The organism is Collinsella aerofaciens, from assembly GCF_018785245.1.
Taxonomy (GTDB): domain Bacteria; phylum Actinomycetota; class Coriobacteriia; order Coriobacteriales; family Coriobacteriaceae; genus Collinsella; species Collinsella aerofaciens_AD.
Genome location: NZ_WQPL01000004.1, coordinates 32,608 through 49,695, shown reverse-complemented (window position 1 = coordinate 49,695; position 17,088 = coordinate 32,608). Strand labels below are relative to the sequence as shown.

Below are 17,088 nucleotides of genomic sequence, written 5' to 3'. Positions count from 1 at the left end.
AGAGGGCGGGCCGTCGAGGATTCTCGGCAGCCCGCAGTTTCGTTCCCTACCGTTCGCCGAATGTAGAATGGTAATTAATTATCAAGCAAGATAATAATTTATTAAAAGGCAACGGGTGCCTCTGTCGTACGAATGTCAACGGTGTTCGCATGGTCGATAACCGTTGATATAGTTGACCTCAACTGGTAAAGGAGGGTGCGCACATGCCGCAGACGACATACATTCGCCGCGTTGCCGCGCGCGCCCTGTATATGGCTCGGAGTCGCATATGAGCAGGTATGTTCACGGCTCCGGGAGAGACGACGCACAACTAAATTATCAGCTGCAAAGCAGGTTCCCCAAAATTCCGGGTTTAGGCGCGGCTGGGTTTTCGCCACCCACCGTGCAGCAATACCGTAGCTATTCATTTTTGGTTCGAGAGGGGAACCGTCATGGCTGAAGAATTTGATTTCCATCCGATGTGGGAGAGCCTCGGCATGAATCTTGCCGACCACGACATGCTGCTGGGCGCCGTGGGTCAGATGTACGGCGATATGTTCCTGACGCAGAACAATCGCCCCAAGTCCACGTCCTACCTGGATTTTGTCGCCACCAACATCCACAGCGGCCGTATTAAGGAGATGCTCGACAAGAAGGAGGCCGGCGAGGCCACCAAGATTGTTGGCAGCTTTTGCGTGTACGTGCCCGAGGAGATCGTACTTGCCTGTGACGGCATTCCCGTGGGCCTGTGCTCGGGTGCCGACTGGGCAACCGACAAGGTCGAGGAGCACTTGCCGCGCAACACCTGTCCGCTCATCAAGAGCTTTGCCGGCTTTAAGCTGGGCGAGGTCTGCCCCTACATTGAGTCGAGTGACCTGGTGGTGGGCGAGAACACCTGCGATGGCAAGAAGAAGGCTTATGAGTTTTTTGCCACGCAAAAGAACATGTACGTCATGGATATTCCCAACGTACACGACGAGTCGACGCTCGTGACCTGGAAAGCCGAGGTCAAGAAGCTCGCCGCCAAGATTGAGGACGAGTGCGGCGTCAAGATTACGCCTGAGCGTCTGAAGGCCGCCATCCACGCCGTCAATGAGAAGCGCCGTGCCCTGCAGCGCCTCGCTGCCACGCGCGCTGCCGATCCGGCGCCCATCAGCGGTCTCGACAGCTTGCTGACCGTTCAGGCCGCCTTTATGGACGACACGCCGCGTCTGACCGGAGCCATCAACGAGATGGCCGCCGAGTGCGAGCAGCGTGTCGAGGCCGGCGAGGGCGTGGCGCCCAAGGGGACCAAGCGCATCCTGTACACCGGTACGCCCATGGCCGTGCCCAACTGGAAGCTGTTCAACCTCATCGAGAAGGCCGGCGGCGTTGTGGTAGGCGAGGAGTCCTGCACGGGCTCGCGCTACTACAAGGACCTGGTCGACGAGTCCGGCGAGACGGTCGACGAGATGCTCGACGCCATCGCCGAGCGCTACTTTAAGATCAACTGCGCTGTCTTTACGCCCAACGACCAGCGTATGAAGGACATTGTCCAGATGGCCAAGGACCTGCATGCCGACGGTATCGTCGACGTGGCCCTGCAGTTCTGCACGCTCTACGAGATGGAGTCGTTTGCCGTGGAGAAGGCCGCCGAGGAGGCCGGCATTCCGTTTATGCACATCACGACCGACTACGCCGGCGAGGATGCCGGTCAGCTCCAGACCCGCATCGAGGCTTTCTTGGAAACCATTTAGGGTTATCCATCCCGGCGGCTTCCCCAGGTACCCGATCTTGCCGTTCAAACCGTCGCTTGCGTACCAAAGTGCGCGGCGCCCCTCTTTCACGGCAACCTCGGGCACCTGGGAAAGCCGTCTCCTTGGTTGGTTAAAAGGTTTGTTAAGGAGTTATATGTCGGAAAATATTGAGCAGCCGTTGCCGCGCACGTTTGAGGAGTTCAACGAGCAGCGCAAGGCGGCGTTTATTCGCGTCAAGGATTATAAGCAGGCGGGTAATCGCCTGGTCGGCTTTTTGTGCAGCTATACGCCGCTCGAGATTATCGATGCCGCGGGCGCCTCGAGCGTGGCCCTGTGCGGTACGTCCGACGAGGTGATTCCCGAGGCCGAGAAGGTGCTGCCGGCAAATTTGTGTCCGCTCATCAAGTCGACGTACGGTTTTGCCTATTCGCAAAAGTGCCCGTTTACGTACTTTAGCGACATGATCATCGGCGAGACCACCTGCGACGGCAAGAAGAAGATGTACGAGCTGCTCAACGAGCTCAAGCGCACGCACATTCTGCATCTTCCTCAGGGTCGCGACCGCGCCTACGAGCGCGTGGGCTGGTACGAGGAGTGCCGCCTGCTCAAGGAGGAGCTCGAGAGCTTCTACGGCATCACGATTACCGACGATGACCTGCGCGCCGCTGTGCGCCGCCGCAACCGCTTGCGTGCGGCCCAGCTCGACATGTTTGCGCTGCAGGCCAATCAGCCGGCGGCCATGAGCGGCGTCGACCTGATGAGCACCATGTTCGCCGGTACGTTTAGCTTTGATATCGAGGCCTATACGCAGCAGCTGGAGCAAAAGGTCGCCAAGCTGCGCGAGGCCTACGACGCGGGCGAGCGCCCGGTTGCGGCGGATGCCAAGCGCATTCTGATCACCGGCTGCCCGGTGGGCGGCGTAATCAACAAGATCGGTCGCACCATCGAGTCCAACGGCGGCGTGGTCGTGTGCATGGACGATTGCTCGGGCGAGCGCACGGCTGCCATGATGATCGACCCGGACGCGCCCGACATCCTGCGCGCTATCGCCGATCGCTACCTGGACATCAACTGCTCGGTCATGACGCCCAACGACGGCCGCATGGAGAACACGTTGGCCATGTGCGAGAAGTACCACGTCGATGGCGTAGTGGAGAGCGTGCTCCAGGCATGCCACACCTTCAACGTTGAGAGTGCGCGCATGCAGGAGGCTGTCGAGGGTGCGGGTATTCCGTATATGAAGATCGAGACCGACTACAGCAACGGCGACATGGGTCAGATCGAGACCCGCATCGCCGCCTTCATCGAAACCCTCTAGCTTCCTCAGGCACCGGATCTTGCTCCTCAAACCGTCGCTTGCGTACCCAAAGTACGCTGCGCTCCTCTTTCGGGGCAATCTCCGGCACCTGAGAAACCTAGAGCTAAGGCGCCTGAACGCGCCGCTACCTTTGATGTTTAGATTGGGAGAGAGCCATGATAGGGATCGGGATCGATATCGGGTCTACGGCGGCTAAGGCTGCTGTGGTCGACGGGGAGGGTTCGGTGGCGTGGACGTGCGTGCAGCCAACCGGGTTCTCCTCGGTCGATGCTTCCGAGCGGCTGCGCGAGGCACTGGCAGCGGCCGGCTATGACGTGACGGCCGACGACGTGCGCGTGATCGCGACCGGCTACGGCCGTGTCGCCGTGCCCTATGCGCACAAGGTCGTGACCGAGATTACCTGCCACGGTACCGGCGCCGTGCGCCTGTTTGGCGATCACGGTACGGTGATTGACGTAGGCGGCCAGGACACCAAGGTCATTCAGCTTAAAGGCGGCCGCGTGGCCAAATTTGCCATGAATGACAAGTGCGCTGCCGGCACAGGCCGTTTTTTGGAAATCATGGCCGACCGCCTAGGCATTTCCCAGCAGCAGATGGCCGACCTGGCGCGTTCCGGCGAACCCACCAAGATCAGCAGCATGTGCACGGTGTTTGCCGAAGGCGAGGTTATCAGCCTGATCGGTCGCGGTGAGCCGCGTGAGAACATCGCCCGCGGTGTGATCGAGAGTGTCGTGTCGCGCGTGGCCACTATGGCCGGGCAGGCGGCGGGCGCCCCGTATTACCTGACGGGCGGCCTGTGCGAGAACGCCTTCGTGGTGGAGCGGTTGGGCGAGCTACTGGGGTCGCCGGTGACCACCTCGCCCCAGGCTCGCTTTGCCGGAGCGATCGGCGCGGCGATTCGCGCGCAGGCGCTCAATTAATGCATCCGCCGTAGGCTCGCATTCATGCGTATACTGGGAGAAAATGATTGCCCGATGAGAGGAGGTATCGATGGCTGACGATCAGATTAAGCTCACGTCTATGACGGCCGCGAGCGGTTGAGCCGCTAAGCTGGCTCCCGGAGCCCTCGCCCAGGTCCTGGGCGACTTGCCCAATGTGCATAACGACAACCTACTCGTGGGGTTCGATACCTCTGACGATGCGAGCGTCTTCCGCGTGGGGGAGAACCTGGGCCTCGTGCAGTCCATCGACTTCTTTCCACCGATGGTCGATGACCCGTTCCTGTTTGGCCAGATCGCCGCGGCCAACTCGCTGTCGGACATCTACGCCATGGGTGGACGACCAAGCCATGCCATGAACCTGCTCTGCATACCCAGTTGCCTGGGCGTTGAGGTTGCCGGCCAGATTCTGGCGGGTGGCGCCGACAAGTGCGTCGAGGCCGGCTGCTCCATCGCGGGCGGCCACACCATCAACGACGACGAGCCCAAGTACGGCCTGTCCGTGAGCGGTTTTGTGCCACTCGACCGCATGCTCGCCAATAGCGGCGCGCGCGTGGGCGATGCGTTGCTGCTGACCAAGGCGGTTGGCTCGGGCATCATCACCACGGCCATTAAGGGCGAACTCATCGAGCAGGACGACGCCAGCCCGATGTTCGACTCGATGCGCACCCTCAACGAGGCCCCGATTCGTCTGGCCGAGGGACTTGAGCTTCACGGCTGCACCGATGTCACGGGCTTTGGCCTGATCGGGCATGCGTGCGAGATGGCCGAAGGCTCGGGCGTGCAGATTGAACTTGCGTCGGGGGCGGTACCGCTCTTTGACCAGGTGCTCGATATGGCGCGTTTGGGCATTATTCCTGCCGGTGCCTACCGCAACCAGGACTTCTTTGGCCCGCGCGTGGCGGCCGACGATGACCTGGAGCCGGGCATGTTGGATGCGCTGTACGATCCGCAGACCTCGGGTGGTTTGCTCATCGCGGCGCCTGCTGCCGATGTGGATGAGCTTGCGCGTCGCCTGGATGCCGAAGGACGTATCGCCGCCGTCGTCGGTCGCGTGTGCGAGCCGGTGCCAGGCGGTCCTGCCGTCCACGTTGTACGTTAACGACACGTTTATTGAGCTATATACCGTTCTAAAACGATTTATTCGAAAGGAAAAACTATGTCTACCAGGATTGAAGTCAATGCCATGGGCGATGCCTGCCCGCTGCCCGTCGTCAAGACGCTTAAGGCGCTCAAACAGCTTGATGGCGAGGGTGCCGTGGTGACCGCGGTCGATAACGAGACCGCCGTCAAGAACATCTCCAAGATGGCGCAGGAGAAGGGCTGCACGGCCTCGGTCGAGAAGATCTCGGACGCCGAGTGGCACGTGACCGTGGCGACCTCTGGCGCCGTTGCCGTGGCCGATCCCGAGCAGGATGGCGCTGCCTTCTGTGATGCCAGCGCCGGCAAGGGCAAACTCGTCATTTCCGTCTACACCGACTGCATGGGCCGCGGCGACGACGAGCTGGGCCACAAACTCATGAAGGCCTTCATCTTTGCCGTGACGCAGCAGGAGGAGCTGCCCGCGACCATGTTGTTCTACAACGGCGGCGCCAAGCTCACCGTCGAGGGCTCGCCGGTGCTCGATGACCTGAAGGGCCTGGCCGAGCAGGGTGTCGAGATTCTCACCTGCGGTACCTGCCTCGACCACTATGGCATTAAAGACCAGCTTGCGGTGGGCGAGGTCACCAACATGTACGTGATCGTGGAGAAGATGGAGCAGGCCGTGCGCGTCGTGCGCCCGTAGCGTTTGGGCGGGATTGCCATGAGAGAAAAGCGCCCGGCGCTTGTCATCACGTTTCCTACCACGGCGGCCGCTATGGGGTGCGAGACCCTATGCGTCGAGCGCGGCCTTCCCGGGCGCACGATTCCCGTGCCCGGGGAGGTCGCTGCCGGCTGCGGCTTGGCGTGGAAGGCGCTGCCTTCGGATGAGGACCTGCTGCGCGGCGAGCTTGCCGCGGCGGGCGTCCCCACCGAGGGCTTTACGGTAATCGACATGTGGGAGGTCGTGCGATGATCTACCTGGATAACGCGGCGACGACCATGCATAAGCCGCAGACGGTGATCGATGCCGTGACGCAGGCGATGTGTTCGCTCGGCAATGCCGGGCGCGGGGCCACGTCGGGTGCCCTCGATGCCGCTCGTACGATTCATGCTTGCCGTGCCAAGCTTGCGCGCTTGCTGGGCTGCCCGAGGGCGGACCATGTTTGTTTTACGCCCAATTCTACGGCGGCGCTCAACACGGCGATTAACGGCGTGGTGCGTCCCGGCGACCGCGTGGTCACAACGGTGCTTGAGCACAACTCCGTGCTGCGCCCGCTCAACCGCCTGACGGCAGAGCGGGGCGTGACCGTTGAGCATGCGGGCTGCGACGCGAACGGCCTGCTCGACTACGACGAGCTCGAGCGGCTGGTGACGCCTGGCACGCGTGCCGTGGTGGTGACGCACGCCTCCAATGTGACCGGCAACTCCGTTGATGTTGCACGTGTGGCGGCTGTGGCTCATGTGGCCGGCGCGCTCGTGATTGTCGATGCCTCGCAGTCTGCCGGCACGGCGCATATCGATATGCAGGACATGGGGCTCGACGTCGTGTGCTTTACCGGCCACAAGGGGCTCATGGGACCCCAAGGCACCGGCGGCCTTGTCGTTGCGGAGGGCATTGACGTGGCGCCGTGGGCCATGGGTGGCACGGGTGTGCACAGCTTCGATGCACTGCAGCCGCTTGAGTGGCCCACGCGCCTTGAGGCGGGCACGCTCAACGGTCACGGCATCGCGGGACTTTCCGCAGGTCTCGACTTTATTGAGGCACAAGGCGGGGTCGAGGAGATTGCTGCCCACGAGCGTGCGCTCGCTGATCGCTTCCTTGCCGGTGTGCGCAAGATTCCGGGGGTTAAGCTCTACGGCGCGTTTGACCAGCCCGTGCGCTCGGCGATTGTGTCGCTCAACGTAGCCGATATCGACTCTGCCGAGATTTCGGACGCGCTCATGCAAGGGTGGGGGATTGCGACGCGCCCCGGTGCCCATTGCGCTCCGCTCATGCACCGCGCGCTGGGGACCGAGCGCCAGGGCGTCGTCCGCTTCTCGTTTGGGTATTTCAACACGGACGAGGAAGTCGACACCGCGATTGACGCTTTGCGCGATTTAGCCTGCTAGAGCGTATATACTTGCGGGACGGGTCTTTTGCCCGTCCCGTTTTTGTTTCGACCCGAAAGGTGTGCATATGGCCTCATCCGCTCCGCGCGGTTTGCGCTCCGACCATGTCGTTACCGTCGGCATTGCGCTGTTCTCGATGCTCTTTGGCGCCGGCAACCTCATTATTCCGCCGCTGCTGGCGCTGCAGGCTGGTTCTGCCACGCCGGTCGCCATGCTCGGCTTTCTGATTGCCGCCATCGGCCTGCCCGTCATGGGTTTTATCGCCGTGGCACTTGCCGGAACGGCGCGCGAGCTTGCCGGCCGCGTGCATCCTAAGTTTGGTGAATTCTTCGTTGCGGCGGTCTACCTGGCCATCGGCCCGTGCCTGGCCATTCCGCGTACGAGCTCCACGGCCTTCGAGATGCTGGTGCCCTTGCTGCCTCAGGGCGTCTCGCTTGGCACGGCTCGCCTGGTGTTTGCCGTCGGTTTCTTTGTCGTCGCGCTTGCACTCACGCTGCGCCCGGGCGTTATCACACGCGTGCTCGGTCGTATTACGGGCCCCGCGCTCATCGCGCTCATCGTGCTGGTCGTGGGCGCTGCCGTGATCTCGCCGCTGGGTCCCGCTGCCGCGCCGCAGGCTCCCTACAATGCCGGTGCTGCCGTACAGGGCTTTTTGACCGGCTACCAGACCATGGACTTGCTCGCGTCGCTCGCCTTTGGCATTATCATCGCCGAGACCATCCATGAGCTGGGCGTTACCGACGATAAGCGCGTGGCCTTCGAGATCTCGCGTTCGGGTGTGATCGCCGGCGTGCTCATGGCCATCATCTACTGTGGCCTGGCGCTTGCCGGCATGCAGCTCGGCACGGTTATGCCCGATGCCACCAATGGCGCCGCCATCCTTGCCCGCTCTGCCTCCATGCACTTTGGCCTTGTCGGCACGGTCGTGGTCTTTGCGATCTTTTTCCTCGCCTGCATGAACGTGTGCATCGGTCTTATTAGCTGCTGCTCGCGGTACTTCTGCGAGACGTATGTGGTTGAAGGGGGAGCGGAGGCTTCCGAGGAGGCCATGCGCCACCCCTTTGCGATGCTTGCCTTTGTGTTCGCGGCGTTTTCGTGCGTGCTCTCCAACGTGGGCCTCGACGTGATCCTTATGTTCTCGGTGCCTATGCTCAATGCCCTGTATCCCGTTGCCATTGTGCTGGTGCTTATGGGCCTGATGCACGGCTTTTGCGACGCGCATCCGCAGGTTTGGGTTTGGGTCGGCGGCGTGGTCGCGGTGCAGAGCGTGATCACCTCGGTCCGCGACGCGTTCTTTACTGGTGCGTGGCTGCCGTTCGATGCGTTGCCGCTGGCAGATATCGGTGCTGCGTGGGCACCGGTTGCTGTGGCGGCGTTTGTGATCGGTCTGGTTCATAGCCAGTTTGTCGCACATTCGAGGAGCTAGGGTATCGTCGCTTGCACAGGCGGGGAGTCTCCCCTATAATTTCCTTCGCTTTGGGACACGCAAGGTTTATGCCTTAGCTGCTCAACACCTTCGGGACGTGGCGCAGTTTGGTAGCGCGCCTGCTTTGGGAGCAGGATGTCGCAGGTTCAAATCCTGTCGTCCCGACCATATCTTGCGGGCGTAGTTCAATGGTAGAACCCCAGCCTTCCAAGCTGATGACGCGGGTTCGATTCCCGTCGCCCGCTCCATAAGATAGATGAATGGCTCTGGTTCCTTTGGGACCAGAGCCATTTTCATATACATGCCGGGGCCCCACATCCCCACCTAAGTTGCGGTGAAATAGTTCCTGGATTAGCCGCAAAAGCTGTTATCCAGGAACTATTTCACCGCAACTTATTGAGGCCGAGCGGGCTGGGTCGATGATGGGTTCTGTTGTCGAGAAGATGAGGGCAGCCGGTCAGGAGTCTGCGTAGGGTTTTGTGGTTGGTATACCGTAGCCGCGCATCATGGAGCCGAACGCTTTGACATCGTAGGTGTCTGAGAGCTTGAAATGAATGACGTTGTGGCCCATGGCACGCAGGTTCGCGTCGCGCACGAGGGCGGCTCGATAGGTTTTTGCCGCAGTATGTTCCGGATCATTTTGGGCATCGCCCTCAAACTTGCCTAGTCCATGCAGCTCAGCCAGCATCCAAGAGCCGTTTGGCATCTGCCAGCCGTAATCTGCCAAATAATAGCCGGCGTTTCCCGGTCGAGTGATTTCAACCTGAAGTTCGGGAGCGGCAACTCCCGCTAGAATCATTGCCGCCCGTGCTTCGGATTCTCCACCGTTATCCGATCTGCCATCCATGTGTTCAAAAACGTCAAATGCGCGCGCGATGCCGTGCAGTCCGCGGCAGTTCGCTTGTGCATATGCACGCAATTCTTCACGCTCGACACCGTACTCACGGGCCAACCCGTCGACATGGCCTAGTGCATATCGAAAGGCGCTCGTTCGGGCGATGTCGACCACCGTGCGATATGGATCCGTTAACGTAAACGGGCCGAGCTGCCATACGTCGCCCGGCCGCCAGCGTCGGTATTCAACGAATTCGTACGTATCGCGCCTGGTGGAACGCGGCAGCAGCACTTGCACCTTGTCGAGAAGCGAATATGCAGAACCGATGCCATAGAGCAGTGCCGCCGTTGCTCCACAAAACACGGCATCCGGTTCAACGACCGCAATAGCGGATGCCAATTGAAAGATGCGATCTTCGACGCCGAGGTCATTCCAATACGCGGGATCAGCGTAGACATGGTTGTAGAGTCGAATAATCATCTCTTTTTGCATGAGCGCGTAGGCACAGCGTTCATCCCATTTTTTGGTAGCTACAAACAGGCGCCCGCCATGATGGGCCTCGAATAACCGGAAGAACAGCTCTACTTGCGGTTTGGAACAGCGTTTATCATGACTCATTTTCGACCCCATGGTCTCGAGGGGGAGTGAATGACACTACGCTATCCCATATTTGGTCCGTCAGACCTTGCCATGAACTGACCAAAAGCTTGACGGGGCAGGTCAGAGTCATGAGTCAGAGCCAAACATATCGGCAAATGGTTGATTTGTGCCCCTCGGCGGCACTAAAAACCACCCTTACAGAAAGTTGCGGTGAAATAGTTCCTGAAAAGCTCGAATAAGCCTAAATCCAGGAACTATTTCACCGCAACTTAGGAGGGGATGAGGCTGAGGGGCGGGCGATGCCGTTGCCTGTCGGTTAGTGGCGACCGTGGTTGCGGAGCTTGTCGATGGTGGAGTCGGTGCTTCGGCTGCGGGCTTCGGCGGCGCGGTCGCGAGCACCGGCGGCGGTTTGGCGCTTGCGGCGGTAATCGATCATGCCTTGGATGATGGGCTTGCCAAAGCTCACGACATCATCGTTGTAGATGGCGGTTCGGGCTGCGAGGAGGCAGTCGGTAAAGTCCATATGGGTCTTGCCAAAGAGTTTGACGGCAAGGGCGACAACGGTGGGCTCGTCGACCATGACGTCATCGAGCAGCCTTTTCATGGCCGTGGCAATCTCAACGCGGGGAACCTTATAGACGTCGCGCAGCGTGACCACGACGCGCGTGATGATTTCGGGGTAGACACGAGCGGTGCGCGTGGCGATGACCTTGGCGGCACGCGGTGACAGAACTTCGTCGTCGTCAAGCAGGTAGCGCAGGATGACGGTCTCGTCGATGATGGTGCTACTCATGGATATCTACTTCCTCGGGACCCAAAACCGACTCGTCGCTTTCTGTGGCTAGGTATTCAATCCAGGCATTGCGCTCCTCGGAGCGGCGATTGGGGTCCCCATATGCTTTGAGCAATCCATAGGCGGCCGTGCCGTCCTTGGAGCGCACGGCGACCGGCTGAAAGGGGAGCTTGCGCATCAAAATACTCTGCGCGACAAATAGACGGACAGCCTCGGCGAGCGATGTGCCCATAGCGTCGTAGAGACGCTCGGCATGCTGCTTGTCTTCCTCGCGAATGCGCACCTGCAGGATGGCCCGTTTTTGAGTCGATGACATCACTGGCCTCCCTTAATGAGCGTGCAATTTGAATAACAAATACAACATCGGCTAATAATAGCCAATCTTACAACCACTACTTTATTGCACTAGAGAAATTGAGTGTAAAGGATATTACAAACGTACTACATCCTTTAGAAATGAGCGTGAAATCTTTCTTGGGCGTACGCATGTAATACACTCACCTTTATAGCTTCTAGAGAATAATTCCAACCTGCCAAAACCCCTGCAATACACCCGTATTGCAGGGCCTATGCTCAAGTTTGCCACCTGCAACTGCGTATATTTAACCTGTATATCGTTGGAGGAATTCTATCGAAGTGCCTGTTTCGCCGCATGCACTCGATACGCCGATGCCAGGCCACGGGCGGCTTGGGTCAATGTCGACAGGGTCTCTTCGGCAAGGGATTCAGGAGGGAGTGAACAACATGGGTAATAAGCGAGTCGTAGCCGATTCTTCGCGTTGCATTGGGTGTCAAACCTGCATGGCGGCGTGTATCGAGGCGCACGACATCCCCGGTAACATCGCCGCGCCGCGCCTGCGCGTGACGCGTACGTACGAGATCTCCGCACCGGTGGCTTGCCATCACTGCGAGGGTGCCCCGTGCGCGAAGGCCTGTCCTACGGGCGCCTTGTTCTTTGATCCAAAGAACCATCGCATTGGCGTCAACGAGGACAACTGCATCGGCTGCAAGAGCTGCGTCATGGCATGCCCCTTTGGCGCCGTGAGCGTGGCGACCACGCAGGTTCCGGTCTTGATGGGCGACGTTCGCGTGGGTTCGCAGACCAAGAGCTTCGTGCTCAAGTGCGACCTGTGCGTGGACCGTCCCGGCGGTCCGGCGTGTGCCGAGGCGTGCCCGACCAAGGGCCTCACCCTGGTAGACGAGGAACGTTTGGCGGAGCTGACTGCCGAGCGTGCCCGCGCCACCATCGAAAACGAGGCGTAAGCGTTGGGGCGACAGGCCCAATGATTGTCAAATTAGTACCGAGTAATCGGTAGCAGAAAAAGGAAGGAGGGTGTCATGGAGAAGCATAAAGTGATCTGCCCGTATTGCGGCGCCGGTTGCCAGTTTAACCTCCTGGTCCAAAACGGCCAGGTCGTGGGCACCGAACCGCTCAACGGCATCACCAACCAGAGCGAGCTGTGCCTTAAGGGCATGAGCGGCTACGACTTCATCAACGACACCAAGATCTTGACTCCTCGCGTACTGCACCCGATGATCCGCCGCACCAAGGGCGCGGATCTTGAGCGCGTAAGCTGGGACGAGGCACTGGATTTCACCGCATCTAAGATGCAGGCCATAATTGACGAATATGGTCCTAACGCTGTCATGACCACCGGCTCTTCGCGAGGCGGCGGCAATGAGGCGAACTACGTCATGCAGAAGTTTACGCGTGCGTGCATCGGCATCCACAGCGTGGACAACTGCGCCCGTACTTGACACGGCCCTACTGTCCTCGGTCTGATGGACACGGTTGGTTCAGGTTGCATGTCATGCTCCATCCCCGGTATGGAGGATGCGGGCTGCATTTTCCTCTTCGGCTATAACCCTGCCGATTCGCACCCCATCGTCGCAAGGCGTATCGTGCGAGCCAAAGAAAAGGGTTGCAAGATCATCGTCGCCGATCCGCGCCATATCGAAACCGCGCGTATCGCCGATCTCTACCTTCCGATCAAGAACGGTTGCAACGTTGCGTTCCTCAACGCCTTTGCCAACTGCTTGGTCAACGATGGCCTCTACGACAAGGAATTCGTCGCCGAGCACACGAACGGCTTTGACGAGTGGTGGGAGACCATTAAGAACTACACTCCCGAATCCGTACAGGACATCACGGGTGTCGAGCCCGCGTTGATCCACCAAGCTGCCGAGATGTACGCCACGGCGAAGCCCTCCGCCATCATTGGCTGGGGCATGGGCGTATGCCAGCAGAAGCAGAACCTGAAGACGGTGCACACCATCGCCTCCATCGCCTGCGTTGCCGGCCAGATCGGCAAACCCAATTCCGGCCTCGCGCCCGTGCGTGGTCAGAACAACGTCCAGGGCTCCTGCGATATGGGCATGCTGCCCAACCTGTACCCTGGCTACCAGAAAGTCACCGACCCGGCTGTGCGTGCCAAGTTTGCCAAGGCTTGGGGCGTGCCCGAGGAAAAGCTCCCGCTCGAGGAGGGCTACAAGCTCACCGACCTGGGCCACCTGGTCGACGAGGGCAAGGTGCACTGCTTCTACAACTACGGCGAGGACCCGGTGCAGACCGAGCCCGATTCGGCCGGTATGCGCAAGACGCTCTCCGAGCTGGATCTGTTCATTTGCCAGGACATCTTTATGACGCAGACGACCATGCTCGCCGACGTCATCCTGCCTGCCACCTCTTGGGGCGAGCACGAGGGTGTCTTTACCGCATCCGACCGTAGCTTCCAGCACTTTGACGCGGCTGTTCCGCCCAAGGGCGAGTGCCGTCACGACTGGGAGATCTTCGCGGACCTGTCCACGCGCATGGGTTACCCCATGCACTACGACAACACCGAGCAGATCTGGAACGAGTGCATTAGCCTGTGCCCCAACTTTGTGGGCGCGACCTACGAGAAGATGGCTCCCGAGGGCGGCTATGCCCAGTGGCCCGTCAAGAGCACCGATGTGAACGACCACGGTACGCCCGACATGTTCGCTGGTGGCAAGTTCACCACCAAGGACGGCCGCGCCAACCTGATGGCGCACGACTGGGAGGCGCCCTCCGAGCTTCCCGATGATGAGTACCCGCTCATCCTGTGCACCGTCCGCGAGGTCGGCCACTACAGCTGCCGCTCGATGACCGGTAACTGCAAGACGCTGGCGCTGCTCGCCGACGAGCCCGGCTTTGTCCGCATGAATCCCGCGGACGCCGAGGCGCGCGGCATCAAGAACGGCGACATCGTCTCGATTCACAGCCGCCGCGGCCAGGTATACAGCCGCGCCGACGTGAGCGACCGCATCAACAAGGGCACGGTCTACATGACCTACCAGTGGTGGATCGGCAAGTGCAACGAGCTGACCATCCATAAGGTCGACCCGGTCTCGCACACGCCCGAGGACAAGTTCTCCGCCTGCCAGGTCGACGCTATCGCCGATCAGGTCTGGGCCGAGGGCGAGGTGGAGCGTCAGTACACCGAGCTCAAGCAGGCTCTGGTGGACGCCGCCGCTCCCCAGGACGTTGAGCCCGGCACCGCCAAGTTCGACGACGAGACGCACGTGAATCAAATCGTGTAGTCCCGTTCTCGTTGGCTATTTGGGCCGGGCGTCCCGTACGTTCGGGAGCCCGGCCCGTTATTTTGAAAGGAAGTGGGGATGAACCGCTTCATCGACATCAACCCGGAGAGGTGCATCGGCTGCGGAACATGCCAGTCCGCCTGTGCCGACGCCCACCGGATGCAGGGTCTTCAGGATACGCCGCGCCTGGCGCTCGTGAAGACCGGCGGTATTTCGGCCGCCCTTGCCTGCCACCATTGCGAGGGTGCCCCCTGCGCCGAGGTTTGCCCGGTGAATGCCATCGAGCACGATGGCGACCGCATCCACGTCAAGGAGCAGGAGTGCATCGGGTGCAGGCTGTGCGCCATCGCGTGCCCCTTCGGAGCCATCCATCCCGATGGCACGTCTATCGCCGGTGTCGCAGGCATGTGCGATCCGACGCCTTCGTATCCTAAGTCCCTGAGCAGCCTTCTTACGTGGGCTCCCGGCCAGTACACCTGCGCTGTCAAGTGCGACCTGTGCGCCTTCGATCCGGACGGCCCGCATTGTGTGGCGGCGTGCCCCACCAAGGCGCTGACCGTCATGGGCGGCGCGGCCGATCGCGAGCTCGACGAGGCCAAGCGCCTGCGCTCGATCGAAAACGGTCCGGTCGTCGACGTTACCGCTGTGGCCCAGGGCTTGTCCGAGAAAGCAGAAGGGAGCGTAAAGAATGGATAGCATGACGCTGTTTATCGCATCGCTTGCCGTCTCGTGCATCGGTGCGCTCGCCTCGGTTCTGCTGATCAAGGCCGATAACGCCGCCAAGACCGCCGGCTGCCTTATCGGCGCCGTCGCCGCGGTGCTTTCGTTTGTGGCCGGTATCCAGGCCGTGCTGGGCGATGTCACGTCGGTCGACACCATCGTGTTCTTCCCGTTTGCCCATTTCCAGCTGCTGCTCAATCAGCTGTCCGGCCTGTTCGTGGCGCTCATCTCGGTGCTCGCGTTTGCCGGTTCGATCTACGGTCTCAACTACTTTGATGAGTACCCGGGCAAAAAGGGCCGCGCCGGCTTCTTCTTTAACACCTTCGTGGCGTCCATGATGCTCGTCATCACCGCCGACAACGTGTTTTGGTTCCTGGTGGCCTTTGAGCTTATGTCGTTGACCTCGTACTTCCTGGTCGTGATCGAGGAGAACGAGAACTCCATCCATGGCGGTTGGCTCTACTTTGTGATCGCGCACGTGGGCTTTGTGCTCATCATGGCGAGCTTCCTCACCATGACCAACTTCGCCGGTGGCTCGTTTGCCTTTGCGGATTTCCGCGCTACGCAGTTTAGTCCCGCGGTCGCATCCGTGTGCTTCGTGCTCGCCTTCTTTGGCTTTGGCGCCAAGGCCGGTATCATCCCGCTGCACGGCTGGCTGCCCAAGGCACATCCCGAGGCGCCGTCCAACGTGTCGGCCCTCATGTCCGGCGGCATGATCAAGATCGGTATCTTCGGCATCCTCAAGGTTGGTCTCGACCTGCTCTCCGCCTCGGGCGTTCAGGTCTGGTGGGGCCTTATGGTCATGGTCTTCGGTGCGATCTCGTCGGTCCTCGGCGTGGCCTTCGCCCTGCAGGAGCATGACATCAAGCGCCTGCTGGCCTATCACTCCGTCGAGAACATCGGCATCATTCTGCTCGGCGTTGGCGCCTCCATGGCCGCCATGGCGCTCAACTCGGTCGGCATCGCCGTCCTGGCTCTGATGGCCGCCCTCTACCACACGTTTAACCACGCGATGTTTAAGGGCGAGCTGTTCTTGGGCGCCGGTGCGCTGCTGTACTCCACGGGTACGCGCAATATGGAGAAGATGGGCGGTCTGTTCCGTCGTATGCCGGCAACGGCCATCTGCTTCCTCGTTGGCGCGCTTGCCATCTCGGCCATCCCGCCCTTCAACGGCTTCGTGTCCGAGTGGTTTACCTACCAGTCGCTGTTTAACGCCGCCATGCAGGGCGACAAGGCCGTCATGATCGTGGCCGTGTTCGCTGCCGTCGCGCTTGCCATTACCGGCGCGCTGGCTGTCACGTGCTTCGTCAAGGCCTATGGCGTCTCCTTTGCCTCCGCGCCCCGCTCCGAGGCAGCGGCCAATGCCAAGGAGGTTCCCGCCCCCATGGTGTTTGCGCAGGGCCTGCTCGCGGCCATCTGCGTCGTGCTGGGCATTGGCGCTCCCGTGATCGCGCCCGTGCTGGTCGATGTCGCCGCGTCCGTGCTGCATCCGTACGGTGGCGTGTTTGCCGCCGAAGGCATGGAGCTCATGAACCAATACTCCGGCGCTGCCACCTCCACGCCCGCGATCGCCATTGCGCTCGTGGTGCTCGTCGGCCTTGCCTGCGGTTATCGCAAGCTCAAGACCGTCGGCAAGGTGCAGAAGTCCCAGCCGTGGGCGTGCGGCTATGCTCCCAACGAGCATATGCCTGTCGTGGCCACGACCTTTGCCTCCGAGGTGTCCTGGTTTATGCAGCCTCTCTACACGCTGCGCGACCGCTGCACGGCCGTCTGCTGGTCCATCGCGCACTTCTTCCAGAAGCTCACCGGTGTGGCCGAGGCTGTGGAGCCCGTACCCGACAAGGTTCTCGTCGATGCCCCGCATAAGGGTGTCGAGAAGCTCGCCGACCTCGCGACTAAGCTCGAGGGCGGCAACTACAGCATCTATATCTGCTACATCGTCGCGGCACTCGTGGTGTTCCTCGTGCTCGCCGTGCAAATGGGTTAAGGA

The 17,088-nt window shown here is 60.8% G+C and carries 15 protein-coding genes and 2 tRNA genes; 14 read left to right on the top strand and 3 right to left on the bottom strand.

All coding sequences use genetic code 11. The annotated features are described in order from the left end of the window. Window positions 1–431: 431 nt before the first annotated feature. From GPK39_RS00870 to GPK39_RS00825, 10 genes are all read left to right on the top strand, one after another. Window positions 432–1,715: a double-cubane-cluster-containing anaerobic reductase gene (locus GPK39_RS00870; RefSeq protein WP_215673419.1), complete on the top strand. Its 1,284-nt coding sequence runs from the start codon at window positions 432–434 to the stop codon at window positions 1,713–1,715. Window positions 1,716–1,869: 154 nt separating this feature from the next. Then, complete coding sequence (locus GPK39_RS00865; protein ID WP_215673418.1) at window positions 1,870–3,033, top strand: double-cubane-cluster-containing anaerobic reductase; 1,164 nt, start codon at window positions 1,870–1,872, stop codon at window positions 3,031–3,033. 155 nt (window positions 3,034–3,188) lie between these two features. Next, window positions 3,189–3,953, top strand: coding sequence for an acyl-CoA dehydratase activase (locus GPK39_RS00860; protein ID WP_215673417.1), 765 nt, complete (start codon window positions 3,189–3,191; stop codon window positions 3,951–3,953). Window positions 3,954–4,023: 70 nt separating this feature from the next. Continuing rightward, complete coding sequence (gene selD, locus GPK39_RS00855) at window positions 4,024–5,073, top strand: selenide, water dikinase SelD (protein WP_252204473.1); 1,050 nt, start codon at window positions 4,024–4,026, stop codon at window positions 5,071–5,073. 57 nt (window positions 5,074–5,130) lie between these two features. Then, window positions 5,131–5,757, top strand: a complete 627-nt coding sequence (gene yedF / locus GPK39_RS00850) for a sulfurtransferase-like selenium metabolism protein YedF (protein ID WP_215673415.1) — start codon at window positions 5,131–5,133, stop codon at window positions 5,755–5,757. Window positions 5,758–5,775: 18 nt separating this feature from the next. Beyond that, window positions 5,776–6,027: a putative Se/S carrier protein gene (locus GPK39_RS00845; protein ID WP_195239643.1), complete on the top strand. Its 252-nt coding sequence runs from the start codon at window positions 5,776–5,778 to the stop codon at window positions 6,025–6,027. Then, a complete protein-coding gene (locus GPK39_RS00840) occupies window positions 6,024–7,163 on the top strand; it encodes an aminotransferase class V-fold PLP-dependent enzyme (protein ID WP_215673414.1) in 1,140 nt (379 codons plus the stop codon). Before GPK39_RS00845 ends, GPK39_RS00840 begins: the two co-directional genes overlap by 4 nt. A 67-nt stretch (window positions 7,164–7,230) precedes the next feature. Further along, the gene (gene brnQ / locus GPK39_RS00835; protein WP_215673413.1) at window positions 7,231–8,589 is read left to right on the top strand and encodes a branched-chain amino acid transport system II carrier protein; all 1,359 of its coding nucleotides are present in this window, start codon (window positions 7,231–7,233) and stop codon (window positions 8,587–8,589) included. Window positions 8,590–8,680: 91 nt separating this feature from the next. Further along, window positions 8,681–8,757, top strand: a tRNA-Pro gene (locus GPK39_RS00830). Between the two features lie 6 nt (window positions 8,758–8,763). After that, window positions 8,764–8,837 (top strand) — tRNA-Gly (locus GPK39_RS00825). 209 nt (window positions 8,838–9,046) lie between these two features. Here the strand turns inward: GPK39_RS00825 and GPK39_RS00820 are convergent. From GPK39_RS00820 to GPK39_RS00810, 3 genes are all read right to left on the bottom strand, one after another. After that, window positions 9,047–10,042: a hypothetical protein gene (locus tag GPK39_RS00820; protein WP_215673412.1), complete on the bottom strand. Its 996-nt coding sequence runs from the start codon at window positions 10,040–10,042 to the stop codon at window positions 9,047–9,049. A gap of 298 nt (window positions 10,043–10,340) precedes the next feature. Beyond that, complete coding sequence (locus tag GPK39_RS00815) at window positions 10,341–10,817, bottom strand: type II toxin-antitoxin system VapC family toxin (protein WP_215673411.1); 477 nt, start codon at window positions 10,815–10,817, stop codon at window positions 10,341–10,343. Continuing rightward, on the bottom strand, window positions 10,810–11,133 hold the full coding sequence (locus tag GPK39_RS00810; protein ID WP_138112252.1) for a type II toxin-antitoxin system RelB/DinJ family antitoxin: 324 nt from the start codon (window positions 11,131–11,133) through the stop codon (window positions 10,810–10,812). The genes GPK39_RS00815 and GPK39_RS00810 overlap by 8 nt, the downstream gene beginning before the upstream one ends. 428 nt (window positions 11,134–11,561) lie before the next feature. Between GPK39_RS00810 and GPK39_RS00805 the strand changes: the two genes are divergently transcribed. From GPK39_RS00805 to hyfB, 4 genes are all read left to right on the top strand, one after another. Next, window positions 11,562–12,080 carry a 4Fe-4S dicluster domain-containing protein gene (locus GPK39_RS00805; protein ID WP_252204471.1) on the top strand — a complete coding sequence of 173 codons (519 nt, stop codon included), beginning with the start codon at window positions 11,562–11,564 and terminating at the stop codon, window positions 12,078–12,080. A 75-nt stretch (window positions 12,081–12,155) separates the two neighbouring features. Next, on the top strand, window positions 12,156–14,378 hold the full coding sequence (fdhF, locus tag GPK39_RS00795) for a formate dehydrogenase subunit alpha (protein ID WP_252204468.1): 2,223 nt from the start codon (window positions 12,156–12,158) through the stop codon (window positions 14,376–14,378). A 78-nt stretch (window positions 14,379–14,456) separates the two neighbouring features. Further along, a complete protein-coding gene (locus tag GPK39_RS00790; protein WP_215673408.1) occupies window positions 14,457–15,074 on the top strand; it encodes a 4Fe-4S dicluster domain-containing protein in 618 nt (205 codons plus the stop codon). Then, window positions 15,067–17,085 (top strand): hydrogenase 4 subunit B, encoded by a 2,019-nt coding sequence (gene hyfB, locus GPK39_RS00785; protein WP_215673407.1) that lies wholly within the window; start codon window positions 15,067–15,069, stop codon window positions 17,083–17,085. The genes GPK39_RS00790 and hyfB overlap by 8 nt, the downstream gene beginning before the upstream one ends. Window positions 17,086–17,088 lie beyond the last annotated feature (3 nt).

Excerpts from the sequence above, each read along its gene's own strand:
- GPK39_RS00870 (WP_215673419.1), top strand. The coding sequence starts at position 432 with ATGGCTGAAGAATTTGATTTCCATCCGATGTGGGAGAGCCTCGGCATG.
- GPK39_RS00865 (WP_215673418.1), top strand. The coding sequence starts at position 1,870 with ATGTCGGAAAATATTGAGCAGCCGTTGCCGCGCACGTTTGAGGAGTTC.
- GPK39_RS00860 (WP_215673417.1), top strand. The coding sequence starts at position 3,189 with ATGATAGGGATCGGGATCGATATCGGGTCTACGGCGGCTAAGGCTGCT.
- yedF (WP_215673415.1), top strand. The coding sequence starts at position 5,131 with ATGTCTACCAGGATTGAAGTCAATGCCATGGGCGATGCCTGCCCGCTG.
- GPK39_RS00845 (WP_195239643.1), top strand. The coding sequence starts at position 5,776 with ATGAGAGAAAAGCGCCCGGCGCTTGTCATCACGTTTCCTACCACGGCG.
- GPK39_RS00840 (WP_215673414.1), top strand. The coding sequence starts at position 6,024 with ATGATCTACCTGGATAACGCGGCGACGACCATGCATAAGCCGCAGACG.
- brnQ (WP_215673413.1), top strand. The coding sequence starts at position 7,231 with ATGGCCTCATCCGCTCCGCGCGGTTTGCGCTCCGACCATGTCGTTACC.
- GPK39_RS00820 (WP_215673412.1), bottom strand. The coding sequence starts at position 10,042 with ATGAGTCATGATAAACGCTGTTCCAAACCGCAAGTAGAGCTGTTCTTC.
- GPK39_RS00815 (WP_215673411.1), bottom strand. The coding sequence starts at position 10,817 with ATGAGTAGCACCATCATCGACGAGACCGTCATCCTGCGCTACCTGCTT.
- GPK39_RS00810 (WP_138112252.1), bottom strand. The coding sequence starts at position 11,133 with ATGTCATCGACTCAAAAACGGGCCATCCTGCAGGTGCGCATTCGCGAG.
- GPK39_RS00805 (WP_252204471.1), top strand. The coding sequence starts at position 11,562 with ATGGGTAATAAGCGAGTCGTAGCCGATTCTTCGCGTTGCATTGGGTGT.
- GPK39_RS00790 (WP_215673408.1), top strand. The coding sequence starts at position 14,457 with ATGAACCGCTTCATCGACATCAACCCGGAGAGGTGCATCGGCTGCGGA.
- hyfB (WP_215673407.1), top strand. The coding sequence starts at position 15,067 with ATGGATAGCATGACGCTGTTTATCGCATCGCTTGCCGTCTCGTGCATC.